Source organism: Proteiniclasticum sediminis (genome assembly GCF_018128025.1).
In the GTDB taxonomy this organism is placed as follows: domain Bacteria; phylum Bacillota; class Clostridia; order Clostridiales; family Clostridiaceae; genus Proteiniclasticum; species Proteiniclasticum sediminis.
Genome location: NZ_JAGSCS010000012.1, coordinates 1 through 24,955, shown reverse-complemented (window position 1 = coordinate 24,955; position 24,955 = coordinate 1). Strand labels below are relative to the sequence as shown.

General features: G+C 49.7%; 29 protein-coding genes and 1 rRNA gene. 10 read left to right on the top strand and 20 right to left on the bottom strand.

The annotated features are described in order from the left end of the window. Window positions 1–11 precede the first annotated feature (11 nt). The 6 genes from KCG48_RS09470 to KCG48_RS09445 all read right to left on the bottom strand — a co-directional run bounded on the left by KCG48_RS09470 (window position 12) and on the right by KCG48_RS09445 (window position 2,719). The gene (locus tag KCG48_RS09470; protein WP_211801619.1) at window positions 12–1,019 is read right to left on the bottom strand and encodes a DUF2232 domain-containing protein; all 1,008 of its coding nucleotides are present in this window, start codon (window positions 1,017–1,019) and stop codon (window positions 12–14) included. Between the two features lie 153 nt (window positions 1,020–1,172). Next, the gene (rpsR, locus tag KCG48_RS09465) at window positions 1,173–1,436 is read right to left on the bottom strand and encodes a 30S ribosomal protein S18 (protein WP_211801618.1); all 264 of its coding nucleotides are present in this window, start codon (window positions 1,434–1,436) and stop codon (window positions 1,173–1,175) included. 22 nt (window positions 1,437–1,458) lie between these two features. Beyond that, window positions 1,459–1,881: a single-stranded DNA-binding protein gene (locus tag KCG48_RS09460; RefSeq protein ID WP_211801616.1), complete on the bottom strand. Its 423-nt coding sequence runs from the start codon at window positions 1,879–1,881 to the stop codon at window positions 1,459–1,461. A gap of 12 nt (window positions 1,882–1,893) precedes the next feature. Then, entirely contained in the window at window positions 1,894–2,181 is a 288-nt protein-coding gene (gene rpsF, locus KCG48_RS09455; RefSeq protein ID WP_211801803.1) for a 30S ribosomal protein S6, read from the bottom strand. A 95-nt stretch (window positions 2,182–2,276) separates the two neighbouring features. Continuing rightward, the gene (locus KCG48_RS09450; protein WP_211801613.1) at window positions 2,277–2,465 is read right to left on the bottom strand and encodes a DUF951 domain-containing protein; all 189 of its coding nucleotides are present in this window, start codon (window positions 2,463–2,465) and stop codon (window positions 2,277–2,279) included. Beyond that, window positions 2,462–2,719, bottom strand: a complete 258-nt coding sequence (locus tag KCG48_RS09445) for a DUF3343 domain-containing protein (protein WP_211801611.1) — start codon at window positions 2,717–2,719, stop codon at window positions 2,462–2,464. Before KCG48_RS09445 ends, KCG48_RS09450 begins: the two co-directional genes overlap by 4 nt. A 182-nt stretch (window positions 2,720–2,901) precedes the next feature. Here KCG48_RS09445 and KCG48_RS09440 point away from each other — a divergent pair, with 182 nt between their 5' ends. Next, window positions 2,902–4,068: an aminotransferase class V-fold PLP-dependent enzyme gene (locus tag KCG48_RS09440; RefSeq protein ID WP_211801609.1), complete on the top strand. Its 1,167-nt coding sequence runs from the start codon at window positions 2,902–2,904 to the stop codon at window positions 4,066–4,068. After that, entirely contained in the window at window positions 4,052–5,167 is a 1,116-nt protein-coding gene (gene ytvI, locus KCG48_RS09435) for a sporulation integral membrane protein YtvI (protein WP_211801607.1), read from the top strand. The genes KCG48_RS09440 and ytvI overlap by 17 nt, the downstream gene beginning before the upstream one ends. Before the next feature lie 65 nt (window positions 5,168–5,232). Here ytvI and KCG48_RS09430 read toward each other — a convergent pair whose 3' ends face one another. The 13 genes from KCG48_RS09430 to rpmH form a co-directional block, all read right to left on the bottom strand. Then, window positions 5,233–5,745, bottom strand: coding sequence for a DUF4446 family protein (locus tag KCG48_RS09430; RefSeq protein ID WP_230977084.1), 513 nt, complete (start codon window positions 5,743–5,745; stop codon window positions 5,233–5,235). A gap of 9 nt (window positions 5,746–5,754) precedes the next feature. Next, the gene (locus tag KCG48_RS09425; RefSeq protein WP_211801605.1) at window positions 5,755–6,594 is read right to left on the bottom strand and encodes a ParB/RepB/Spo0J family partition protein; all 840 of its coding nucleotides are present in this window, start codon (window positions 6,592–6,594) and stop codon (window positions 5,755–5,757) included. 1 nt (window position 6,595) lies between these two features. Continuing rightward, window positions 6,596–7,369, bottom strand: a complete 774-nt coding sequence (locus KCG48_RS09420) for a ParA family protein (protein WP_211801603.1) — start codon at window positions 7,367–7,369, stop codon at window positions 6,596–6,598. Between the two features lie 263 nt (window positions 7,370–7,632). Continuing rightward, window positions 7,633–7,995, bottom strand: coding sequence for a hypothetical protein (locus KCG48_RS09415; protein WP_211801600.1), 363 nt, complete (start codon window positions 7,993–7,995; stop codon window positions 7,633–7,635). Between the two features lie 57 nt (window positions 7,996–8,052). Then, window positions 8,053–8,763, bottom strand: coding sequence for a 16S rRNA (guanine(527)-N(7))-methyltransferase RsmG (gene rsmG / locus KCG48_RS09410; RefSeq protein ID WP_230977083.1), 711 nt, complete (start codon window positions 8,761–8,763; stop codon window positions 8,053–8,055). A 1-nt stretch (window position 8,764) separates the two neighbouring features. Further along, window positions 8,765–10,666 carry a tRNA uridine-5-carboxymethylaminomethyl(34) synthesis enzyme MnmG gene (gene mnmG / locus KCG48_RS09405; RefSeq protein ID WP_230977082.1) on the bottom strand — a complete coding sequence of 634 codons (1,902 nt, stop codon included), beginning with the start codon at window positions 10,664–10,666 and terminating at the stop codon, window positions 8,765–8,767. An 11-nt stretch (window positions 10,667–10,677) separates the two neighbouring features. Then, the gene (gene mnmE / locus KCG48_RS09400) at window positions 10,678–12,048 is read right to left on the bottom strand and encodes a tRNA uridine-5-carboxymethylaminomethyl(34) synthesis GTPase MnmE (RefSeq protein WP_211801596.1); all 1,371 of its coding nucleotides are present in this window, start codon (window positions 12,046–12,048) and stop codon (window positions 10,678–10,680) included. A 32-nt stretch (window positions 12,049–12,080) separates the two neighbouring features. Next, window positions 12,081–12,221: a hypothetical protein gene (locus KCG48_RS09395; protein ID WP_211801594.1), complete on the bottom strand. Its 141-nt coding sequence runs from the start codon at window positions 12,219–12,221 to the stop codon at window positions 12,081–12,083. 32 nt (window positions 12,222–12,253) lie between these two features. After that, complete coding sequence (gene jag / locus KCG48_RS09390; RefSeq protein ID WP_211801593.1) at window positions 12,254–12,886, bottom strand: RNA-binding cell elongation regulator Jag/EloR; 633 nt, start codon at window positions 12,884–12,886, stop codon at window positions 12,254–12,256. A gap of 35 nt (window positions 12,887–12,921) precedes the next feature. After that, window positions 12,922–13,548, bottom strand: coding sequence for a YidC/Oxa1 family membrane protein insertase (locus tag KCG48_RS09385; RefSeq protein ID WP_211801592.1), 627 nt, complete (start codon window positions 13,546–13,548; stop codon window positions 12,922–12,924). Between the two features lie 81 nt (window positions 13,549–13,629). Next, window positions 13,630–13,842, bottom strand: a complete 213-nt coding sequence (gene yidD, locus KCG48_RS09380; RefSeq protein WP_211801797.1) for a membrane protein insertion efficiency factor YidD — start codon at window positions 13,840–13,842, stop codon at window positions 13,630–13,632. Further along, window positions 13,805–14,191: a ribonuclease P protein component gene (gene rnpA, locus KCG48_RS09375; protein ID WP_211801591.1), complete on the bottom strand. Its 387-nt coding sequence runs from the start codon at window positions 14,189–14,191 to the stop codon at window positions 13,805–13,807. Before rnpA ends, yidD begins: the two co-directional genes overlap by 38 nt. Window positions 14,192–14,239: 48 nt before the next feature. Beyond that, window positions 14,240–14,374, bottom strand: coding sequence for a 50S ribosomal protein L34 (gene rpmH, locus KCG48_RS09370; RefSeq protein WP_031575587.1), 135 nt, complete (start codon window positions 14,372–14,374; stop codon window positions 14,240–14,242). A gap of 559 nt (window positions 14,375–14,933) precedes the next feature. On the opposite strand from rpmH, the gene dnaA reads away from it, so the two are divergent. Next, entirely contained in the window at window positions 14,934–16,286 is a 1,353-nt protein-coding gene (gene dnaA, locus KCG48_RS09365) for a chromosomal replication initiator protein DnaA (RefSeq protein ID WP_211801589.1), read from the top strand. A 24-nt stretch (window positions 16,287–16,310) separates the two neighbouring features. Here dnaA and KCG48_RS09360 read toward each other — a convergent pair whose 3' ends face one another. After that, on the bottom strand, window positions 16,311–16,595 hold the full coding sequence (locus KCG48_RS09360) for a hypothetical protein (protein WP_211801587.1): 285 nt from the start codon (window positions 16,593–16,595) through the stop codon (window positions 16,311–16,313). Between KCG48_RS09360 and dnaN the strand changes: the two genes are divergently transcribed. The 7 genes from dnaN to KCG48_RS09325 all read left to right on the top strand — a co-directional run. Further along, complete coding sequence (gene dnaN, locus KCG48_RS09355; RefSeq protein ID WP_211801585.1) at window positions 16,590–17,690, top strand: DNA polymerase III subunit beta; 1,101 nt, start codon at window positions 16,590–16,592, stop codon at window positions 17,688–17,690. The two genes, KCG48_RS09360 and dnaN, sit on opposite strands and share 6 nt — an antisense overlap. 8 nt (window positions 17,691–17,698) lie before the next feature. Further along, a complete protein-coding gene (gene yaaA, locus KCG48_RS09350; RefSeq protein WP_211801582.1) occupies window positions 17,699–17,911 on the top strand; it encodes a S4 domain-containing protein YaaA in 213 nt (70 codons plus the stop codon). 89 nt (window positions 17,912–18,000) lie between these two features. After that, window positions 18,001–19,095 (top strand): DNA replication/repair protein RecF, encoded by a 1,095-nt coding sequence (recF, locus tag KCG48_RS09345; protein WP_211801580.1) that lies wholly within the window; start codon window positions 18,001–18,003, stop codon window positions 19,093–19,095. Further along, window positions 19,096–19,356 (top strand): extracellular matrix regulator RemB, encoded by a 261-nt coding sequence (gene remB, locus KCG48_RS09340; protein ID WP_211801578.1) that lies wholly within the window; start codon window positions 19,096–19,098, stop codon window positions 19,354–19,356. A gap of 70 nt (window positions 19,357–19,426) precedes the next feature. Further along, a complete protein-coding gene (gene gyrB / locus KCG48_RS09335) occupies window positions 19,427–21,385 on the top strand; it encodes a DNA topoisomerase (ATP-hydrolyzing) subunit B (protein WP_211801794.1) in 1,959 nt (652 codons plus the stop codon). Window positions 21,386–21,398: 13 nt separating this feature from the next. Next, window positions 21,399–23,957, top strand: a complete 2,559-nt coding sequence (gene gyrA, locus KCG48_RS09330) for a DNA gyrase subunit A (RefSeq protein WP_211801576.1) — start codon at window positions 21,399–21,401, stop codon at window positions 23,955–23,957. A gap of 827 nt (window positions 23,958–24,784) precedes the next feature. Beyond that, window positions 24,785–24,955, top strand: a 16S ribosomal RNA gene (locus tag KCG48_RS09325); the annotation flags it as partial.

The window sequence follows — 24,955 nt, the reverse complement described above, 5'->3', positions numbered from 1 at the left end:
TTCTCTGGCAGTTACTTCGTATTGTCGATGCGGCTGCGAATCAGCTTGTACAGTCCATTTCCGCTCAAGGTTCGGAAATCGAAGGCGCTGTCTAGAATTCCCACGATGCTAATAAGGGAAATCATATTGGAGGTGCCCACCAGAACCAGGAGGACGATGCGAATCACCGCCGGGTACTTCAGCCGATACTCCAAAAAGTAACTTAGGAGGGACACGCCCCCCACAGCACCCACCAGGGTGAAGAGATTATTGCCCAGGAGCATGTACCCTTCCGCCCAGCCAAAGCCCAGCTTCACGCCCAGAATCCCCAGCATGGACAGGAGCAGCGTGGCGATGATCAGATGCATGTTGGCCTTGATGGCGCTGAGCTTCGGGAATGCCTCCACATGAATGCCCAGCTTCTTGAAGACCAGGGAGGACACTTTATAGATAAAGGCTGAGGAAATCATGGCATAAAGGGCCAGCAGCGTAGGAATCAGGGTGATGATCGTTCCCGGGGTGAGATTCTCAATCATGGTCACGGCGGGATTGTTCTTCATGTCCACCCCCATGGTTTCATAGGTGGTTTTCATTTCCGCCACGGCGATCTTCATCTCCTCAATGATGAGGCTTAAAAATTCCGTGAGGGAAGAGCTGCCCATGATGCTGAGGTTAACAGAAAACATGACCACATAGCCCACGCCCACCGCCAGTGCCAGCACCAGGAAGTTCACCAGAGGCCCGGTTTTGCGCTCAATCATAAAGATGAGACCCATGCCTGTGATGTAGTTCAAAAGCGCCAGGGTGACGCCATAGATGGGGCTGATGAGGATGGAGACCAGAATCATGGTCACCACGAAGGAAATGATCGTATTGCCTTTTCCGCCCTTGTGGTAAATGAGCGCCACAATGAGAGGCGCCACGGCAATGGACACCATATCGAACAGCGGCAGCGTTCCCAAAAGGGAGAACACCACCATGAGGGAGGTCAATAACGAGCTTTGGACCAGTTGCCTGGTCTTGGGATTTGTATTATTCATGATCGTCTCCAATAATGCGGATTTTCTTTGATGGGGAAACTCTTTCCAGCCAAATCAAACCCGGTGTTTTACTTAATATTCTATCATAACTGTGTCCATAATTACCCCGAAATATGTAAAAAACCGTGATCCTGCGGACCACGGTTTTGAGAATTAGTCTTGTGTGAAGGGAAGCAGTGCGATATTTCTGGATCGCTTGATTGCTTCGGTCAGTGTTCTCTGATGCTTAGCGCAGGTTCCTGAAATTCTTCTTGGCAGAATCTTGCCTCTTTCAGTAACATACTTTCTCAGCTTGGACACATCTTTGTAGTCGATGTGATCAACCTTATCTACACAGAAATTACATACTTTTCTCTTCGCTCTTCTTCCTCTGGGATTTGTCTTCTTAAAATCCCTCGATGAGTTTTCTCTGCTCATGATTTACCTCCTTACCAAAAGTTTAGAATGGAATGTCTCCATCATCGATCGGAGTCATATCATCAAATGATGCTCCGTATCCCGGTTCATCGTTGCCCGCAAATCCGCCGTTCTGGCCCTGGGTCTTATTTCCCCACTCCAGGAACTTGACTTCTTCGGCAACAACTTCAGTCACATATCTTCTACCGCCATCTTTAGCTTCGTAAGATCTGGTTTGAATTCTTCCCGCAACACTCATCAGCTTTCCCTTGCTCATGTACTGAGCGGTGGACTCTGCGGACTTGCCCCAGATAACCACGGGAATAAAGTCAGCTTCACGCTGATTGTCTTTGGAAAATCTTCTGTCAACAGCCAACGTTATCGTAGTAACTGCAGTACCTGATCCTGGAGTGTATTTCAATTCCGGATCTTTAGTTAACCTACCAATTAGAACTACTTTATTCATTGCTGCACCACCTTACTTGTCGAGCTTAACGATGATATGTCTGATTACACCGTCAGTGATTCTGAAGATTCTGTCCAACTCTTTCGGTAATTCAGGCTCAGCCTGGAAGTTTACCAGAACATAGATACCTTCGTTAACTTTGTCTATTTCGTAAGCGAGTCTACGCTTGCCCCACAGATCAACGTTATCTACGATACCACCTTCTGTTTCAATTACACCCTTAAACTTGTCGACTGCGGCCTTAACGGCTTCCTCGTCAAATGATGGATGCAATATGAAAATAGTTTCATAGTTTCTCATCATGTCACCTCCTCCCCCCGGACTAAGGCCATGCATTTCGCATAGCGGGGATTACATCATTAAATTTTAGCACTTGCCTTCACATTATGCAAACATTATTTTTGCTCAATCACTTTTTTGGCATCTTTTTCAAATTTACTTCGGGGCAGCATGACGATGCGTTCGCACCCCAGGCACTTGATTTTAATGTCCGCGCCCAAGCGGGTCACTTCCCACTGGTAGCTTCCGCAGGGATGCTGTTTCTTCATTTGGACTACGGTCCCCAGTTCATATTCTTTGATCATTCCGCATCCCCCTCTCTGATTTTTTTCATCCCCAGATCTGTGATATGATAGAGCGCTTTATAGCTGAGCCCGGAGTCGATGAGCCGGCTTACTCCCTCCAACGCCTCTTCCTGAAACCGCATGCTGATTCCGCAGCTGCCGATGATCTGGGGAGGGGTGGGATACACCACATGACTGACGGAGGCTGTTTTAAAGGCCTCATCCCCTTTAAGGGCGTCCAGGGTGTTCTTGAATACTAGAAGGTAAAAATCCATGGTTTCTCCTCATTTTCTATCTTTGGTCAATGCTACAAGTATTATACATGATACCCCAATGATTTTGCCAGTCAAGAGGAAATGGGGAAGAAGAACGATTCGTTAATTTTTTGTGGATAAAATCCCCATTCTATCGGGGATGCCTTATAATGAGGTATATGAACGACTTGGAGAATATCAACATGATTTATATGGACAACGCCTCTACCACTTGGAAAAAACCTCCCGCCGTCAGTGACACAGTGTATCGGAGCCTTCAGGAAGGCGCCGGAAATCCCGGTCGCGGTGCCAATGCCGTTTCCTTGGGCTCTTCGGGTATTCTACTGCGCACCCGTGGACTTCTCATGGAACTTTTTCAGGCACCTCAGCCGGAAAACGTGATCTTCAAGGCATCAGTGACCGATGCCCTGAACACCTTGCTTTTGGGCCTCCTTAAACCCGGCGATCACGTGATTTCCTCCGTCATGGAACACAACTCCGTGCTGCGTCCCCTGGAGCATTTAAAGCAGAAGGGAATCATCACCTATGATCTCCTGGGAGCTGACGAGGAGGGCAGAATTCTCCTCCAGGAGCTTCCCCAGCTGGAACGACCGGAAACCCGGGCTGTAATTCTCAGCCATGTCTCCAATCTCACGGGGACGCTGCAGCCTATAGAAAAGGTTCGGGAAAAACTGAAGAACAAGGATATTTTTATCCTTGCCGATGCTGCGCAAAGTGCAGGGTATCTCCCGGTGGGGCTAATCTCCCACGATCTGGATGCCATTGCCTTCACGGGGCACAAGGGACTTTTGGGTCCCCAGGGCACAGGAGGATTTGCGCTGAGTGATCGCCTCAATGCGGCCATGGAACCTGTCTTCACTGGCGGAACCGGCTCCGATTCCCTCAGTCTCCATCAACCGATGTTTCTTCCGGACAAGTTTGAATCCGGAACGCAGAACGTGGCGGGAATCGCTGGACTGGCCGAAGGAATAAAATATATAAAAGAACTATCTTTAGATATTATAAGAACTAATCACCAGCGCTTGACCGAAGTTTTCCTTCAAGAGCTTTCCACCCTGCCGGAAATCACCCTCCATGGCCCCGCTACCTCTGCCGGCAGAGTCCCGAATTTTTCCATGACCTTTGCCACCCTGAATCCTTCTGAAGCAGCTTTTCGCTTGGAGCAGGATTTTGGGATTATCGTTCGTTCCGGTTATCACTGCGCTCCTTTGGCCCACAAGGCCATGGGAACCTTCGAAACAGGCAGTGTCCGGATTAGCTTCGGTCACTTCACGACAGAAACGGAACTGATTCAACTTATCCAGGCTTTAAGAACATTATGCGAGGTGCAGCATGGAAGATTACCGTAATTCCTACATTAAAAAATATGACAAGATTCTATTGTATTTTGTTTTCTACACCCTGGCCTTTCTCTTCTTCATCAAGACTCTCCCCTACACCATTCCCTTCGTCATGGCCTTTGTGGTGGCCGCCATCGTGGCTCCTCTGGTCAAACTGATCATGCGGATCACCAAACAGAAGAAGGGCGTAACGGGACTGATCCTGGCAAATCTTCTGGTGTTCTATGGCCTCATCGGCACTCTGATCACCTTCCTGACGGTGAAGCTTTTTAACCAGACCGCGCTGTTAGCCACCAATACCGTCACCTATATCAATGATAATTATGAAAGCATTGCCAAATGGTTTCAGACCCAGTATGAGTGGATCGTCTCCAATCTCCAGAACCTGGATCCGGCCATCGTGGAATCAGGACGGCAGATGCTCTCCTCCACGCTGAACTCCCTGAAAAACGTTCTGGTCACCGTGGGAAGCGCCATTGGAACCTTCACCCTGAACCTGGTTGCCCAGGTGCCGAATCTCCTTCTCATCATCATCTTCACCATCGTCTGTTCGTACTTCTTCACCCGCATGCTGATCAAGAATCCCGACTTTGTCTATGACTACCTCCCCACCTCTTCCTCCGAGGAGAATCGCCTGAAGGTCATCATTAAAGAAGGAAAGAACATGATTCTGCGTTACAGCCTCTCTTATCTGCTGATCATCATGATCACCGGCGTCATTTCTACGGTGGGCTATATGATCCTGGGTGTCCCCTATCCCCTCCTCCTGGGCATCATCACCGCTTTCCTGGACCTTATGCCGGTCCTCGGCGTATCCGCGGCCTATGTCCCCGTGGGAATCTACTATCTGCTCTCCGGAAACTATTTTGTTCCTGTGGGACTGGGAATTCTCTGGGTCATTGTGGCCGTGGGCAGAAACATCTGGGAGCCTCGCATCGTGTCCAGCTCTTTGGATATCAACCCTGTGATCACCATCATGGCCATCTTCATCGGTTTGAAAATCGCCGGCGTGGTCGGGATGTTCTATCTGATGTTCATGGCTGTAGGCTTCAAAGTTCTACAAAAGGTAGGCGTCCTGGACACCTTCGGGGATCAGGAGCAGCTGTAAAATATAACTGAGCTACAGTTTAATGAAAAACACCGGAATGCCCCGCATTCCGGTGTTTTTCTCTTCTACTTCTTTTCCAGCCCCATGGCCTTGTTCATGGCATACATTTCTTCATCGGAGAGGTTGTATTTCGAAACCCCTTTCACGATGGGCTTTGCATAAGAGGTACTCATGTTTCGGCCGAAAATGCTCGTGAGGATTACTCCGTCATTCTTGTTGTCCAGAAGGGCGATGCTGTAGCTGAGGTCGCTGCCCACGTCCTCAAAGGCTTTGAAACGCACCACGCCCACTTTCTGAAGACAGTGGGTAATCTGATTGTTGAGAAGCTTGATATCTTCCAGGGCAAGTCCGGTATCCGTCTTGGTCTGGTCGATGCGCTCCTGATACTTCAGGATCATCTCTTCCAGAGATCCTTTATCCGATCCCTTCATCAGATTGTCATAACGCTTTCGAAGCTTCGCGGTTTTCACAAAGAGAATCAGGATCAGCACGAGAAGAAGAAGGAGGAGGGCTGCGCCAGCGATGATCACCGTCTGAAAATTGGTTTCCATAAATGCCTTTAGTGCTTCATAATCCATAATTTACCCCTATTCTTCCAACTGCAGGAAATCCAGAATACGCTCCAAATCCTCTGCACTGTAGTATTCAATTTCAATTTTTCCTTTGTTTTTGGCCTTGGGCTTAAGCTGGACTTTTGTGCCCAACGTCTTGGCCAGGCGCTTTTCGATATCCTTAATATAAGGATCTGCGCGGTGCTTTCGGGGAAGGGGTTTTTCCTTGAGGAATCCCGCCACCAGATGCTCGGTTTCCCGCACGCTCAAACCATTGTCCACGACCTTCTGCGCACAGAGATACTGATCATCCAGACTTTCCAGTCCCAGGATCGCTCTGCCGTGTCCTTCGCTTAAGAGATCTTCCATGAGAAACACCTGGACACGCTCATCCAGATTCACCAGTCTCACTGTGTTGGCAATGGCTGTCCGGGAACGCCCGATGCGCTGAGCCAGGGTCTCCTGGGTAATCCCAAAGTCGGCCATGAGGCGGCGATAAGCATTGGCTTCTTCAATGGGATTCAGGTCCTGACGCTGGATATTCTCGATGAGGGAGATCTCCAGTACCGCTGAATCCGTGAGATCCATGACCACCACGGGAACTTCCTTGAGATTCGCCAGTTTGGCTGCTCGCCAACGCCTTTCCCCGGCGATGATCCGATAATCCTCTTTCACTTTCTGCACAATGATGGGTTGTATCAGGCCGTGTTCCTTGATGGATTCTGCCAGCATGGCGATCTTCTCGTCATCAAAGTATTTTCGGGGCTGATCTTTATTGGGCTTAATCTGATTGATGCTAAGCAGATTAAGATTTTCAGTCTCCTCTTCCGGGATGAGCAGATCCAGCCCTTTTCCCAATCCAAATTTCTTCGCCATATTATACCTCCTTCACCTGTTTTCGTAGGAATTCGTCCGCCAGATCGGAATAGGCTTCCGCTCCCTTGGCTTTATCATCATAAAGCGCGATGGGCAGTCCGAAGCTTGGCGCTTCTGCCAGCCGCACATTTCGCGGAATAGAATTTTCGTAAACCAGTTCCCCGAAATAAGTCTTCAGTTCCTCCACCACCTGCAACTGCAGATTTCGACGAGGATCAAACATCGTCAGCACAACGCCTTCCACTTCCAGGTTACGATTTAGTCCTTTTTTCACCTTCTGGATGGTCTTCACCAGCTGACTGATTCCCTCCAAGGCGTAATATTCGCATTGCATGGGAATGAGCACAGAATCGGAAGCCGTCAGGGCATTGATGGTTAACAGCCCCAGAGACGGCGGACAGTCAATGATGATATAGTCATACTCATTCTTGACCTCTTCAATCTTCTTTTTTAGGATGGATTCGCGATTTTCCTCATAACTCAGCTCCAGATCCGCACTGGCCAGATTCATATTGGAAGGAACGATCTTCAGATTATCGATCTGGGGGACACTTTGAATGACATCACGTATGGAAATATCATTGAGCAGCAGCTCATAGGTGGTGAGCTCTAGCTTTTCTTTCTCCACACCTAACCCACTGGAGGTATTTCCCTGCGGATCAATGTCGATGACCAGGACGCGATGCCCCTTCAGGGCAATGTACGCTGCAAGATTGATATTGGTGGTTGTCTTGCCCACTCCGCCCTTTTGATTGAATATGCTTACAGTTTTCATTCCCTTCTCCTCTGTATCCATGACACATATGAACGCAACATCTCTTTCTGATTATAACCCCTTATGGGACATATGGAAAGTGAACATCAAATTGTTTCACGTGAAACAATTTGATCAAAAGAGAAAAGCAGAATGTTTCACGTGAAACATTCTGCCCTTTTACTTCTGAATGATCGCTGAAAACAGCGTCTTCCCATGCATTATTCTGCTTAACTTCTCATGTATTCGGATATCATACCTTCATCGATAATCCAGGAAGTAAACTAATCCGATTTTGAGCGGATAAACCGCATTCCTTCCAAGAGTAGCCCTTCAGATGAACTGACGTGGGTAAGAATGAGGGTATCTTGTCTCATCTGAAATCGAAAGGTCTCCTGATTGTGCATCCGAAGTATCAGCTCATGATCCTCCACAGTATATGTGCCTGCTGGCTCATAGGAAATGGCGATACCGAGATGAATCACAAAGGTGCCATCCTCCTGGAGCAAAATCCAGAGATCTTTCCCCCCCTTCGATTCCTGCAGCACATACTTTCTCACCGGAGGTTCCCCTTGCTTTGGTGAGGTGCAGGCTGCGCCACTGAGAATGAATAGAAGAAGAGTTAGAAAAATAGTCACCCTTTTCATGTCTTCATCCTCCTTGCTCGCAAGAGACCTCAATTGTTTCACGTGAAACAATTGCTCCTATAGCGGTTTTTTAATGGCAGCAGAGGTTCTCGGAAAACGCTTCGGTGTCTCCTGCAGCTTTTTGACAATCACCAGGTTATGCTTTAAATCCGTCCCTGCCACAGCAACTTCCATCACTTGCGCGACTTTTCCACCTAGCAGCGAAATTGTCTTTTCTGCCTGCAACAACTCTTCCTCCACCGCCGGACCTTTCAGCGCAATGAAATACCCGCCTTTTCGCACATAGGGGAGACAAAGTTCTGCCAAAAGGGTGAGATTGGCGACAGCTCGTGAAACGGCGATGTCAAACTTGTCCCGATATAGAGGATTACGGCTTCCATCCTCGGCCCGGGCATGGACATAGTCAATATGGGTCAGCTTCAGTTCACTGCCCACCTCTTTCAGGAAGTTCAGCCGTTTGTTCAGGGAGTCCAGAAGCGTCAGTTCCAGCTCCGGCTGGATGATTTTCAGGGGAAGACCGGGGAATCCCGCTCCAGTCCCCACATCGATCAGGGTCTTGGCTTCCCGGATCGGCGGAAACTGAAACACTGTGAGCGAATCCAGGAAATGCTTGGTCATGATTCCCTCATCATCCGTAATGGCGGTGAGGTTGATCTTTTCATTCCACTCTTTCAGCAGTTCCCCATAGCGGAGAAATTGCCCATACTGGACCTCTGTCAGTGTTTGGCCGCTTTCTGCCAAGCTCTTGGCCATAAGATCAAAGTACATGCTACACATCCTTCCGCTTTTTGTTGCGCTCGAGATAAATCTGAATGACGGTGATGTCTGCAGGATTGACACCGGAAATTCTTGACGCCTGACCCAGGTTCAGCGGTTTCATCTTGTTCAGCTTCTGCACGGCCTCGATCCGCAGGCCCTTGATGTCATTGTAGTCCGCAATTTCATCCAATTTCCGGCTTTCATACTTCATGAACTGGCTCACCGCTTCGAACTGTTTCTTGATGTATCCCTCATACTTGCTCATGATGTTGACTTCCTCCTGGATATCCAGCCGCAGCTTCGGACGATCAGGGTCCAGGAAGGCCACCTGGAAGTAATCCAGTTCCGGCCGTTTGATCAGTTCATAGAGGGAGATGGGCTTCTTCAGTTCTGTGGAGCCCAGGGCCATGAGGGCATCGTTGACTTCCTTCTTTCCCGTAATCTGCAGATTCTGCAGGCGCTCCAGTTCCGCTTCGATCTTCTCTTTTCGGTCTAGGAAGATGGCATAGCGCTCATCGGAAACAAGACCCACCTGCCGGCCGATTTCCGTCAGCCGCAGATCCGCATTGTCCTGCCGAAGAAGCAGACGATATTCCGCCCGGCTGGTCATCATCCGGTAAGGCTCATTGGTTCCTTTGGTCACCAGGTCGTCGATGAGTACACCAATATAGCCCTGGGAACGGTCGATGATCAGGGGATCCTTCCCCTGGATTTTCATGGCGGCGTTGATGCCTGCCACAATCCCCTGGGCAGCGGCTTCCTCATAACCGGAAGTGCCGTTGATCTGACCGGCGCCATAGAGTCCTTTGATGGCCCGGAACTCCAGGGTAGGTTTCAGCTGCAGGGGATCCACCATCTCATATTCGATGGCATAGCCCGTACGGGTGATTTCGATATTGCGGAAGGCCGGGATGGTCTTCAGCATTTCAATCTGCACCTCTTCGGGTAAGGAAGAGGACATGCCCTGGACATACATCTCCTGGGTGTCTTTTCCCTCCGGCTCAATGAAAATCTGATGCCTGTCCTTGTCCGGGAAGCGGTAGATCTTATCTTCGATGGAGGGGCAGTATCTTGCGCCAACGCCTTCGATGCTTCCGTTGAACATGGGAGACCGGTCCCGATTTTTCGCAATGACCTCATGGGTGTCTGCATTGGTATACGTCAGATAGCAGCTGATCTGCTCCCGATCCACGGGAGCCTCCAGATAGTCTGCGTGGAGAAAGGAGAAGGGGATGATCCGATCATCACCTTTCTGCTCCTCCATGAGGGAAAAGTCCACACTGCGCCGGTGAACCCGCACTGGGGTTCCGGTCTTGAAGCGGTGCATCTGGAAGCCCAGCTTCGCCAGGTTCTGGGGCAGGACCTTGGCCGTGGCCAAGCCATTGGGGCCGCTCTCGTAGTTGGCTTCGCCGATGATCACCTTGCTTGCCAGGTATGTGCCGGTGCAGAGAATGACCGCTGGCGCATGGAAGTTGCCGCCGTTTCTGGTGGTCACTCCCTGGACCTTTCCGTCCTCCACCAGGATATCCGTAACTTCGATTTGCCGCAGATAGAGGTTTTCGGTGTTTTCCACCACCCGTCGCATCTCTTTCTGATACTGAACTTTATCCGCCTGGGCCCGAAGGGAATGGACAGCAGGACCTTTGGAGGTGTTCAGCATTCGGGACTGAATGAGGGTCTTGTCGATGTTGACCCCCATCTCGCCGCCCAAAGCATCCAGCTCCCGGACCAAATGACCTTTGGATGTCCCTCCAATATTGGGGTTACAGGGCATAAAGGCCACGCTTTCTATATTCATCGTGCACATGAGGGTTTTTAGCCCCAGCCGAGCAGAAGCCAATGCCGCTTCGCAACCGGCATGGCCCGCGCCCACCACGATCACATCGTAATTACCTGCATGATATGTTATCAAATTCTTCACTCCTATTTTCCGATGCAGAAATCTGAGAAGATTTTATCCACCAGATCCTCTGAAAGGGTATCGCCCGTGATCTCTCCAAAATAGTTCCACGCCGCACTGATGTCAATGGCGGCGAGATCCAGAGAAATCCCGGCATCCACGGCATTTTTCGCGTCCTGCATCTTTTCCAGCGCCCGCATGAGGGCTTCTTTATGTCGGCGGTTGGTGACCAGCACGTCCCGGATTTCCAGGCTTCCATGGAAGAAGAGATCCTTGATCCGCTTCTTCAGCTCGCCGATGCCGTACCCGTTAAGGGCAGAAACGGCAATGACTTCGCCCAGGGGAAGCTTCTCCAGTTCCAGCTTGTCTTCCAGATCCGTTTTATTCAAAAGTGTTATGCTTTTTCTATTTCCAATATATTCTATTATATCGTAATCTTCTTTTTCCAGCGGACGGGATCGATCCAGCACAAAGACGATGAGATCCGCCTCCTGGATTTTTCCCTTGGAGCGGTCCACGCCGATCTTTTCCACCACGTCCTGGGTTTCCCGGATGCCCGCCGTATCGGTGATCTTCACGGGGATTCCTTCAATATTGAGGTATTCCTCGATAATGTCCCGGGTAGTCCCGGGTATATCCGTCACGATGGCCCGATTTTCCATGAGGAGGGCATTGAGCAGGGAACTCTTTCCCACGTTGGGTTTTCCAATGATGGCGAGATTGAGGCCTTCCCGAATGATTTTCCCTTCCTCCGCCGAGCTTAAGAGGCTTTTCACGTGGTCCATGAGAGCTCCTAGCTTTTCACTGACCTCCTGGCCCGTGGTGAATTCCAGATCTTCCTCCGGGAAATCCACTGTGACTTCAATATAGGCCAGCACATGGAGGAGACGGCTTCGGATATCGGCGATCTCCCGGGAGAGCCGCCCTTCGCTCTGCTCCATGGCCGACTTCATGGCCAGCTCCGTCTTGGACTGGATAATATCAATGACAGCCTCCGCCTGGGAAAGATCAATACGGCCGTTGAGGAACGCCCTTTTCGTGAATTCTCCCGGCTCTGCAGGGCGCGCCCCGGCTAGGAATACCTGATTCAGGACGCTTTCGGTGGCCACTCTGCCGCCATGGCAGTTGATCTCCACCACATCCTCCGCCGTGAAGCTTTTGGGTCCCTGAAAATAGCTGACCAGCACTTCATCCACATGCTCTCCCGTGGCGGGATTGATGATATGCCCGTAATTCATATACCAGGGTTTAGCCTCTAGAAAGCTGCGGCCGTTTTTTTGGACGAAGATCCGCGCCACAATGGCTTTGGCCTCTTCTCCGGAAATTTTGATGATGGAAACCCCGCTTTCGCCCAGGGATGTGGATATGGCGGCTATGGTTTCGAATTCACGCATGGGGCACCTCCTTCAGGTGGTTTGGCTCTATTCTACACGATATGGGGCAGGTTGGTAACAGGATCAGCGGGATTCTCCGGAGAAAATCTTCCGCGGGCGATCTTCCCTCGATGCCGATCGTTGATCTTCATCACGAACTTCACCAAAGAGGGGAGGGATTGTGTTTTTGACAACAAAAAAGCCTGAGACGAGCTCAGGCCAGATCCTACTTATGCAGTTCTACGACCACTCGTCTGAATGGTTCTTCTCCGATGCTGTGGGTGGCGATTTTCTCGTCCGCCTGCAGCTTGGAGTGAATAATTCGTCTTTCATAGGGGTTCATCGGTTCGAGTTTCATGGGACGACCGTACTTCTTGACCTTGTAGGCGGTCTTCTCAGCCAGGCGTTCCAGGGTTTCCTCTCGCTTCAGGCGATAGCCTTCCGTATCCAGGACCACGCGCACATACTCCCCTTCGCGGTGCTTGTTGACCACGAGGCTGGTGAGATACTGCAGCGAATCCAGGGTTTCTCCGCGATAACCGATGATCAGGCCCATTTTGGGACCTGCCAGTTCGATTTTCAGGGTGCCATCTTCCAGCTTGCTCCGGATTTCCGCCATGATGTCCATGTTGTTCAAAATCCCCCGGAGGAAAGTCTTGGCTTCCTCCTGCAGATTTCGCTCCACAGGCTTCATGGTTACCCGGATGATGGCCGGCTTTGATCCAATGAGGCCCAGAAGGCCCTTGGATCCTTCATCCACAACTTCATATGTAATTTTATCTTCTGTTACCTTAAGTGATTTCAGCGCTGCATCCAGTGCTTCGTCCACATTCTTGCCTGAAAATTCCATACTGTTCATTATGACACCACCTTACTGGCAAATAATCGCAAAACCTACTTGATGATCTGAGCTTCTTTCTTCTTTTCCAGTTCGTTGATCACGAGATACTGGAAAATACGGAAAATGTTGCCTGTGATCCAATAAAGGCCCAGTGCAGAGTTGGATGTGTATGTGATCCATCCGAAAAGTGCGGCCATGGCATACTGCATCCGGTTGGCGGAAGCCGCTGCCGGGTTGTCAGCCACCTTGGTTCTCATGGTGGAGATGTAGGTGGAGAGCAGCATGGTGAGCACGGACAGGACGGACAGAATGATGTTGTGGTTGGCGGCAAGATCCGGAATCAGGAACGTGAATCCCATTCCCGTGAGTTTGCCTTCGGCGACCAGCTGACGGAAAACACCGAACATGGCGATGAAGATCGGATAGGTGATCAGCAGGGGGAGACATCCTCCGAACATGCTGACATTGTTGTCCTTATAGAGCTTCATCTGCATTTCCTGCATTTTCTGCGGATCATTCTTGTATTTTGCCTGAAGTTTTGCCAGCTCAGGCTGAATGGCCTGCTGTTTCTTCATGGACTTGATCTGAGTTAAGTTCACGGGCAGCATCAGGATATTGAAAAGTATGGTGAACAGCACGATGGCTAATCCCCACTGGCTGCCGGGATCAGTGACGAACAATTCAACGACAGATTTTAACTGTTCAAAAATCCAGATAAACAGTTGGTTTAATTGAGACAATGCTTTTCCCTCCAGGTACTATTACTCAACCGGGTCATAGAGGCTTCCTTTATAAAAAGGATGGCATCGCAGAACTCTTCTCACAGAAAGGTATCCTCCCTTGAGTGCACCATACTTCTCCACCGCCTCCAGCGCATAGGTTGAGCAGGTAGGCGTGAATCGGCAGCTGGGTGGCTTGTTGGGCGAAATATATTTTCTATAAAACCGGATTGCTTTTAATAGTATTTTTTTCATCATTAAATAGACCCGCCTTTTTGAAGACGTGCTTGAGTGATTTGTCCATCTCGGCATAGCTCTTGTCATGACTTGCTACTCTGGCGATGATCACAAAGTCATACCCTACAGGGAATTGATCCTTGTTCAAGCGATACGATTCGCTGATCAGTCTTTTCACCCGACTCCTGACGACGCTCTTCCCGACTTTCTTGCTCACGGAGATTCCGATCCTGCTGAACGGCACACCGTCGAGGACGTTTTTCCGATTCTTGAAAACATAGAGGACTAAGAGATGGTTCGCAAAGGACTTACCTCTCCGGTAGACAGTCTGAAATTCAGCGTTCTTCCTTACTTTTTCATGTTTCATGGAGATAATCCTTCCGCAGATTACAGAAAAAGGTCACATGATGCGACCTTAAGCTGACAATCTCTTTCTTCCCTTAGCTCTTCTTCTCTTCAGAACGTTTCTACCATTCTTTGTAGCCATTCTCTTTCTGAAGCCGTGCTCTTTCTTGCCCTGCTTCTTCTTAGGCTGAAATGTCATCCACATGTTGACACCCCCTTTTGCTGATTATTACCTCATATTATTCGCATGCCCGAAAATCCGGACTCCGCCTAATATTACGATTTTACTACACTATTATACTCATGAGACCCAAGGGTGTCAAGAATTCTGGGAAACTGTTAACATCCCGGATTTAGCCCCAGCGGATTGTGGATAACTTATTGAACTGGTTCATGGACTTGTGTTATTATAAATAGGACCTGTGGATGAAACGCCTCAAATTATGGGTTTATCCACAACTGTGGACAAATTTGTGCATAACTTGTTCATTTTTATGTACACAACTTTATTGGACTCTTTTAACCCTTGGGAATCAATGGATTCCGCCATCGAGGAATGTGCAGGGAATCTTCGTCTTTTCTGTGAATGAGTCTTTTTTTATGGCTTTCTTCCCAGAATCCACACCTGTTCCCTCAATATTATACACAAGATTGCCTGGCATTTTTCCTTCGGGGATATCCTGTCGATAAACTGTTGATTACCTGTTCACACAGGTATTTTATTTTCTAATCCGCATTTTTTTATTTTCCAAGGAGGACATTACATGGAAACCCAATTGCAAGAAACATGGGAAAAAGTACTGAAGATATTAAAGGTAGAGATCATGTCCGAGGTTAGCTACAACACCTGGATTCTCGGACTGAAGCCCATCGGGATCAGAAATGGGGTTTTCATGATTGATGTGCCCAATGAACTAACCCTGGATATCATCAATCAGCGCTACAAGCTGCTGTTCAAGGAGTCCATCAAACATGTCCTGAACCAGGAGATCGATGTGGACTGCGTCGTGGGCGGCCTCAAGGAAGAAGCTGTCCAAGAGGAACAGGAAGAGAAAAAGGAGAAGGAGAAGGTTCAGGCTCCCGAGGTTTTCGGCACGCTGAACTCCAAGTACACCTTTGACTCCTTCGTCATCGGCAACAGCAACCGTTTCGCCCATGCAGCTTCCGTGGCCGTGGCGGAGTCTCCGGCCAACGCCTATAATCCGCTGTTCCTTTATGGAGGAGTAGGACTGGGCAAGACCCATCTCATGCATGCCATCGGCCATCATATCCAGGCCAACAATCCCAGCGCCAAGGTGGTCTATGTCTCCTCGGAGAAATTCACCAACGAGCTGATCAACTCCATCCGCTATGACAAAAATCTGGATTTCCGCAATAAATACCGGAATGTCGATGTGCTCCTGGTGGATGATATTCAGTTCATCGCCGGCAAGGAAAGCACCCAGGAGGAGTTTTTCCATACCTTCAATGAGCTCTATGAGGCCCGCAAACAGATTATTATCTCCAGCGACCGACCGCCCAATGAAATCCCCACCCTGGAAGATCGGCTTAGAACCCGGTTTGCCTGGGGACTTCAGGCGGATATTCAGGCGCCGGATTTTGAAACCCGAATTGCGATTTTAAAGAAGAAAGCGGAGATCGAAAAGTATGTCGTTTCCTCCGATGTCATGGTGTATATCGCCACGAAAATCAAGTCCAATATCCGGGAACTGGAAGGGGCGCTGATTCGCGTCATGGCCTACTCCTCCCTGACCAATAATAAAAACATCACCGTGGATTTGGCTGCCGAGGCCCTGAAGGACATCATCTCTTCCAGTCAGACCCGTAGCATCACCATCGACCTGATCCAGGATGTGGTGGCGAATTACTTCAATCTTTCCGTGCAGGAACTGAAGTCCCAGCGCCGAACCCGGAATGTGGCCTATCCCCGCCAGATCGCCATGTATCTTTCACGAAAGCTCACGGACATGAGCCTGCCCAAGATCGGCGACGAGTTCGGGGGAAGGGATCACACCACCGTGATCCATGCCTATGAAAAAATCTCCGATGCACTGAAAACCGATGATTCCCTCATCAGTGCCATCAAAATCATGACGAAAAAGATCAACAACCCGTAATACACAATCCGTGAAGAAATCTGTTTATCCCCATGTGGATAACTTTTGACCCCGGTTTTGCCTGTGGAGAGTTGTGGATAACTCACCATTCTTCGGAAAAACCTTCCACAGGGTTAGAAATCCCATCGTCGGATGAGCCTCAGCGCTTCCGGGAGTTTTCCACAGAATACCGGCCCCTACTACTACTATTACTAAATAATCTATTATTATTATCTTCTTATGCGGGATTTTCTGCCTGCTCATGTTGAGGAAATTATACACACGAAACAATGTTTCATTAAATGAATTCAGGAGGATTTTATCATGCATTTCCGATGTGAAAAGAGAGACCTGGTTGAAGGCGTCTCCACCGTACAGAAAGCTATTCTGGGAAAGTCGCCCATGGCGGTGCTGGAAGGAATCTATATTGAAACGGGAAGAAATGAGATTATCATGAGGGGATCCGATATTGATCTCAGCATTGAGACCCTCATTCCCACCACAGTCCTGGAGGAGGGAAGAATCGTCATAGATTCCAAGCTCTTCGGTGAAATCATCCGTAAGCTTCCGGATTCCACCATCGAACTGGCCACCATGGATAACAATACGGTGCTCATTTCCTGTGAAAACTCAGAGTTCAACCTCCTGTACCTTAATGCTGAGGAGTTTCCCATGCTGCCGGATATCGGAAGACAGGAACGCATTGCCATCAAGGAACATGTCTTCAAGAATCTGATCCGTGCCACCTCCTTTGCCGTGGCCCAGGATGAAACCCGACCCATTCTAATGGGCGTGCTCTTCGAAGTGAAGAACAAGGTGCTCAACATGGTGGCCCTGGATGGTTTCCGTTTAGCCCTGAAGAGCGAGTATCTGGAAACCAATGACGATGTCTCCGTGGTTATCCCGGGCAAGACCCTCAATGAAGTGGCTAAGATCATCAGCGACAGCGATGAGGATCTCTTCATCAGCTTTAATGACAACCATATTCTTTTTGAAGTGAAGAATACGAAAGTGGTTTCCCGGCTTCTGTCTGGAAACTTCATCAAATATGAGTCCATCATCCCTGCGGACCACAAACTTTCCTTCAAGGTGAAGCGCACCGTCTTTGCCCAGAGCATTGAACGTGCATCCCTCATGGCCAAGGACGGTTCCTCGAGACTCATCAAACTGAACATTGAGAATGACAAAGTGGTCATCACCTCCAACTCCCAGTTCGGTAAGGTGAGAGAAGAAGTGGATGTCACCATGGATGGGGATGCGCTGGAAATCGCCTTCAATGCCAATTATCTTCTAGACACCCTAAAGATCATGGATGAAGAAGAAGTCATTGTGGAGATGACCTCCAGCGTCAGTCCCACGATCTTGCGCAACAGCGTCACGGACAACTGTAAATATATGGTGCTGCCGGTGCGGCTAGCCCGATAGGAGTTTTCATGGAAATCAAGATCAATACCGAGTTCATCAAACTCGATTCCTTTTTGAAATGGGCCGGTGCGGCATCTCTGGGTTCAGAGGCCAAAGCCTATATTCAGGAAGGGCTGGTCAAGGTCAATGGTGAAGTCGAAATGAGAAGAGGAAAAAAGATTTATCCGGGGGACCGGGTGGAATTTAACGGAGAAGTTTTCACAGCGGTGGCTGCCGAATAATCACTCCTCATTTTCTAAAAGCATTGGGATTTATACCACATGGAAGGGAAATCTTTCATGTGGTATAATATATTGTAGGAGTTTTTTGGATGAAAATACGAAACATCAGCCTGATGAACTATCGCAATTATGAAGAATTGAATATTGAACTGGGAAAGGATGTCAATGTCTTCCAGGGGGAAAATGCCCAGGGAAAGACCAACGTATTGGAGTCCATTTATTACTGTGCCTTCGGCCGGTCCCACCGGACCGCCAAGTCCAAGGATCTTATCCAATGGGAAAAGGAAAATGCCCGAATTCGGGTCTACATCGAAAAAGACCGGCTGGACAAGACCATTGAAATCAATCTTCTCACCGACGGGAAAAAGTCCATTTCGGTGAACAAGGTGAGGCTCCATAAGATCGGCGATCTTCTGGGGATCCTCAATGTGGTGATGTTTTCACCGGAGGATCTGAAAATCGTCAAGGAATCCCCGGGACTTCGCCGGAAATTCCTGGATATGGAGATCAGCCAGCTGGACCGTCGGTACTACAATGCCCTGGTGGTGTACAACCAAATCCTGGCGGAGCGGGGCGCGCTCCTCAAGTCCCGAAGGGTGGACCGCAATATCCTGGACATTTACGATCAGAAACTGGCCCAGGAAGCCAGCTATATCGCCAAGCAGCGGGTGAACTACATCCATCTGCTCAATGTCCACGGTCAGCCCATTCATCAGGAGATTACCACCAACAAGGAAGAAATCCGTTTTGAGTACAAGTGCTCCTTCAGTCTGGAGGGGAACCTCCAGGACAACCTCAAAAAGGAGCTTTCCCGAAAGCGGGAGATGGATATGGACCGGGGAACCACCTCAGCGGGGATTCACCGGGATGACTTCACCATCCGCATCAATGGGGCCGATGCCAAGGATTTTGGATCCCAGGGTCAGCAGCGGACGGCGGTCCTCACCATGAAGTTCGCCTCGCTGGAGATCATCCGCAAGATCAATGGGGAGTACCCCATCCTGCTTTTGGATGATGTGCTGTCGGAGCTGGATCTTTCCCGCAAGAAATTTATTTTAAAATCCATTGAAAACATTCAGACGGTAATCACCTGTACAGGCGTGGAGAATATTGAAGAATACCTCACCGGCAATTACAGGCTTTTTAATGTGGTCAATGGCACGATCATGACAGGAGGCGAGTAAATGTTTCTACATCTGGGCGAAAATACCGTAATTCCCATGAAAGATATTATCGGGATCTTTGACATGGAGTCCTGCATGTATGGCGCGGACACCAGTCAGTTCTTACGGCTGGCCGAAGAGGACGGATTCGTGGTCCGCATCAATGAGGAACAGCCCAAATCCATGATCGTTACTGAAGTGAACAAGAAATCGAAGATTTATCTTTCTCCGATTTCATCAAAGACACTATCCAAACGTACCAAATTCCGGTACGAGGACTAGAGGAGGCAGCGGAATGACAGAATTCAACCAAGAGAACATAGAGAAAGATCAGACAGTTTCCGAAGCGGAAATGGCGAAAAAAGCCCTGGGACAGGCCATCGAGTCCTCCACCAAGGTGGAGCAGAGCTATGGGGATGACCAGATCCAGGTGCTGGAAGGGCTGGAAGCCGTTCGGAAACGTCCGGGCATGTACATTGGCTCCACATCCTCCCGGGGGCTTCACCATCTGGTCTACGAAATTGTGGACAACAGCATCGATGAGGCACTAGCCGGATACTGCACCCATATCGAGGTGACCATCCATCCGGACAACTCCATCACCGTGGTGGATGATGGCCGGGGAATGCCCATCGGAACCAATGAGAAACTGGGAAAATCCACGGTTGAAGTCATCATGACCGTGCTGCATGCCGGCGGAAAGTTCGGCAGCGGCGGCTATAAAGTGTCCGGCGGTCTTCACGGCGTCGGGGCTTCCGTCGTCAATGCCCTGTCGGAGAGCTGTATCGTGGAAATCCGACGAAACAATAAGCTCTACCGTCAGGAGTTTGCCTATGGCAAAACCGTCACCGACCTTCATGAAGTGGGTGTTTCCGAGCATACCGGGACAACCACCCATTTCCTGCCGGATAAAACCATCTTCGATGAAGTGGTCTTTGATTACGAGACCCTGTCCCAGCGTCTGCGGGAACTGGCTTTCCTGAACAAGGGCTTAAGAATCTCCCTCACCGATGAGCGGATCACGGAAGAAGAGGGAACCAACTTTGAAACCTATCACTATGAGGGCGGCATCAAGTCCTTCGTGGAATACCTCAACCGAAACAAGGAAGTTCTCAACAAGGACGTCATCTACATCGAGGAGATGAAGGAAGACTACATCGTGGAAGTGGGTCTCCAGTTCAACGACAGTTATAACGAGAACATCTTCTCCTATGCCAATAACATTGACACCATCGAGGGCGGAACCCATCTGGACGGGTTCAAGCGCGCTCTGACTCGCGTCGTCAATGATTATGGCCGCAAGTTCGGTCATCTGAAGGATAACGACAAAAACCTCACGGGAGAAGACATCCGTGAAGGGCTCACCGCGGTGGTTTCGGTGAAGCTGACGGATCCTCAGTTTGAAGGACAGACCAAAACCAAGCTGGGCAATGCGGAAGTCCGGGGAATCGTGGAAAATATCGTCAGTGCCGCCCTCATGGTCATTCTCGAAGAGAATCCCACCGTGGGCAAGACGATCATCGATAAGGGACTCATGGCTGCCCGAGCCCGGGAAGCTGCTCGTAAGGCCAGAGAACTGACCCGAAAGAGTGTCCTGGAGCGAAGCTCCCTTCCTGGAAAGCTCGCAGACTGTGCCTCCAAGGATCCCCTGGAGTGCGAAATCTACATCGTCGAGGGAGATTCCGCCGGCGGCTCGGCCAAGCAGGGCCGAAACCGTCAGTTCCAGGCGATCCTTCCCCTCCGCGGAAAAATCATGAACGTGGAAAAGGCCCGGCTGGATAAAATGCTGGGATCCGACACCATCCGTTCCATGATCACCGCTTTTGGCGCTGGCATCGGCAAGGACTTCGACACCTCGAAGCTTCGCTATTCCCGAATCATCATCATGACGGACGCCGACGTGGACGGTGCCCATATCCGGACCCTTCTTTTGACGTTCTTCTACCGCTATATGCGGGAACTGGTGGATGAGGGCCATGTCTACATTGCTCAGCCGCCGCTCTACAAGATTTCCAAGGGCAAAAATCATGAGTATGCCTATTCCGATAAGGAAATGGAAGAAGTGCTCGAACGCCTGGGCGGAAAAGACAACACCATCAGCATCCAGCGATACAAAGGTCTGGGTGAAATGAATCCGGAGCAGCTCTGGGAAACCACCATGGACCCGGAAAATCGGATTCTGCTTCGCGCCGAAGTGGAAGACGCCAAGACAGCAGACGAGATCTTTACGATTCTCATGGGGGACAAAGTGGAGCCCCGAAGAGAGTTCATCGAGAAGAACTCGAAATATGTTGTCAATCTGGATATATAGGAGGCCGGCATAATTGAACAATAATGAGGGTAAGATTTTACCCATAGACGTAAGAAAAGAAATGAAGACCAGTTATATCAATTACGCCATGAGCGTAATTGTCGGAAGAGCCTTGCCGGATATCCGTGACGGCCTGAAGCCGGTTCACCGAAGAATCCTGTATTCCATGCATCAGCTGGGAATTTACAACGACAAGGGCTACCGAAAATGCGCCAGAATCGTCGGTGACGTTTTGGGTAAGTACCATCCCCATGGCGACTCCTCCGTGTATGACGCTCTGGTTCGTCTCGCCCAGGATTTCTCCACCCGCTATCTCCTGGTTGAAGGCCACGGAAACTTTGGTTCTGTGGACGGCGACGGCGCGGCTGCCATGCGATACACCGAAGCCAAGCTGGCGAAGATTTCTTCGGAAATGCTGCGGGACATCACCAAGGATACTGTAGATTTCATGGACAACTTTGACGGCGAGGAAAAAGAACCGGTGGTTCTTCCTTCCCGTTACCCCAACCTTTTGGTCAATGGTTCCTCCGGTATTGCCGTCGGTATGGCCACCAATATTCCTCCCCATAATCTCCGGGAGGTCATTGACGGTACAGTGTATCTCATCGAGCATCCTGAGGCGTCTGTCCTGGAGCTTATGCAGTTCATCAAGGGACCGGATTTCCCCACGGGCGGGATCATCATGGGCGTTTCCGGTATCCGGGAAGCCTACGAGACTGGCCGAGGAAAGGTGATTATCCGCTCCAAGAGCGAAATCGAAGAACACAACGGCAGACAGCGCATCATCATCACCGAGCTGCCCTATATGACCAATAAAGCAAAGCTCATCGAAAACATCGCAGAACATATTCGGGACAAGAAGTTAACGGGCATCTCGGATCTTCGGGATGAGTCCGACCGCGATGGTATGCGCATCGTCATCGAGCTGAAGCGCGATGCCAATGCCCACGTCATTCTCAATTACCTCTACAAAAAGACGAGAGTACAGGATTCCTTTGGGATCATCAATCTGGCCTTGGTGGATAATCAGCCGAAGGTTCTCAACCTGAAGGAAATGCTGGTACAGTACGTGAAATTCCAGAGAGAAGTGCTGGTTCGCCGCAGTTTATTTGAACTGAACAAGGCGAAAGAAAGAGCCCATATCCTCGATGGTCTGCGCATCGCCCTGGACCACATCGATGAAGTGATCAAGGTCCTTCGAGGATCCAAGACCACGGATATTGCCAAGGAAGAGCTCATGACCCGCTTTGGACTATCCGAAAAGCAGGCTGTGGCCATCCTGGATATGAGACTGCGTCGTCTCACCGGACTGGAAAGAGACAAGATTGAAGAGGAGTTTGCCGCATTAATGCAGCAGATTGCCTACCTGGAGGGAATCATCAGCAATGATGACATGCTCATGGGTGTGATCAAGGACGAGCTTCTGGAAATCCGTGACCGTTACAGCGATGACCGCCGAACGGCCATTGAAAAGTATGCCAATGAAATCGACTATGAAGACCTCATCAGCGAAGAAGATGTGGTCATCACCCTCACCGAGGATGGCTACATTAAGCGCATCAGCGCTGCAACCTACTCAGCCCAGAAACGGGGCGGACGAGGTATTCAGGCCATGACCACCAAGGAAGACGATGTGGTGTCGAGGGTCTTCGTGACGTCGACCCATATGAATCTGCTTTTCTTTACCTCTAGAGGAAAGGTCTACAAGCTTCGTGCCTATGAGATTCCGGAATCGGGAAGAAATTCCAAGGGCATGAATCTGGTGAATCTCATTCCGCTGGATCAGGATGAGAAGGTATCATCCGTGATCTCCATCAGCGAAATGGAAACCGAGGGCTACCTGGTCTTCGGCACGACCTCGGGCATCATTAAGAAGACCACGCTGGAGGAGTTCTCCAATATCCGAAAGAGCGGACTCATCGCCCTGAACCTGAACGAAGGGGATTCCCTGCTCAATGTGAAGTTCACCCAGGGTGATGCGGATCTCATTCTCGTTACCCGGGACGGCTATGCCGTGAAGTTCAACGAGCAGGATGTTCGACCCATGGGCCGAACCGCCACCGGCGTCAAGGGCATCAGCCTGAGAACCGGGGATATCTGCGTGTCCTTTGACATTGCGGTACCTGGGGAAGATATTCTGGTGGTTTCCGAAAACGGATTGGGCAAGCGCACCCCCGTGGAGGACTACAAGCTGCAGAACCGCGGCGGAAAGGGCCTCATTGCCTATAAGGTGACGGAAAAGACCGGCCATGTGGTGGGAGCCCGCTCCTGCCAGAATGAGGATGAACTGCTCCTGGTGAATTCCGCGGGCGTGGCCATCCGAATCAAGGTCAGCGATATCAAGGTCACCTCCAGAAATGCCATGGGTGTTAAGCTCATGAAGACTTCCGATGACTGCAAGGTCGTCTCTTTGGCGAAAATCATCGCTTCACGCGACGAGGATGGCCCAGAGGTGGAGGAAATCGACAGCGATGAAGTCCTTGATCTGGAGCTCGAGGACGAGCTTCTGGAAACGGATGAGCTGGACATGGAAGAAAATGAAGATATTGAAGAAACGGAGGATGAGGAGTAATCCCTCATTCCCGAAAGGTTGAAGGATCCGGATTTCCCCCAAGGGAATCCGGGTCCTTTTTTTAGCAGAAGAGAATCCCTTCTTTATATAAGCAGAAAAATGCGGTCGAATATTCCCCAGGACGCAAAGAACTCATTCGAAGGGAAGGAGGGGGGAAAGGGAATCAAGGAGAGGAAATCCCTAAAGAGAGGGGAGCACGCCATGAATCAAGCCACCAGAAACCGATGAGTTTCCTTCTCCTGCTCTTCAAGGGAGAGGGATTCATCCCAGGGGGAGGCTCTCGCTAGAGGGGCGGAACTGGCCAGCGAGGGGGATAAGGATGCCCATATTCGACGGAAGACCCCTGATCGCCAGGGGAAATGGAGAATGGGGGAGAAAGAGATCCTTCGGGATCCCCTTTTCGATCCTGCGAAAGGAGCATATCAGGCGGATTGTCAAAAAATCACAGAAAATACGAACTATTCGTGTGATCATCGTGATATCATTCGGAAACAGACCCTATTTGACCCAATCAATTATCTGAAATCAATATTTAACTAAGTCAACAAAACCGTGTGTATCATCACATGGATAACACCGAAATAGCGAGGAAAATTGAGTATTCGTGATTTAATCTCTCCAAATCAAATTGTGTAGAAACACCGACAATTCAGGAGGTGCTAAGATAAACAAGTCGCTAGAACAGCGGCAAACAAAACAAAGCTCTTTGAAAATTAAACAGAATATAGGTAAAAAACCAAAGTAATTCTTTTGAGAAATCAAAAACAATCGTTTCTGTCGCAAGACGGAAACAAAAGCTAGTGTAATCAACAGCTAGTTCAAACTTTTAATTTGAGAGTTTGATCCTGGCTCAGGACGAACGCTGGCGGCGTGCCTAACACATGCAAGTCGAGCGGAGGATTCAAGATGTTTACATTGAGAATCCTTAGCGGCGGACGGGTGAGTAACACGTGGGTAACCTGCCTCAAAGTGGGGGATAGCCTTTCGAAAGGAAGATT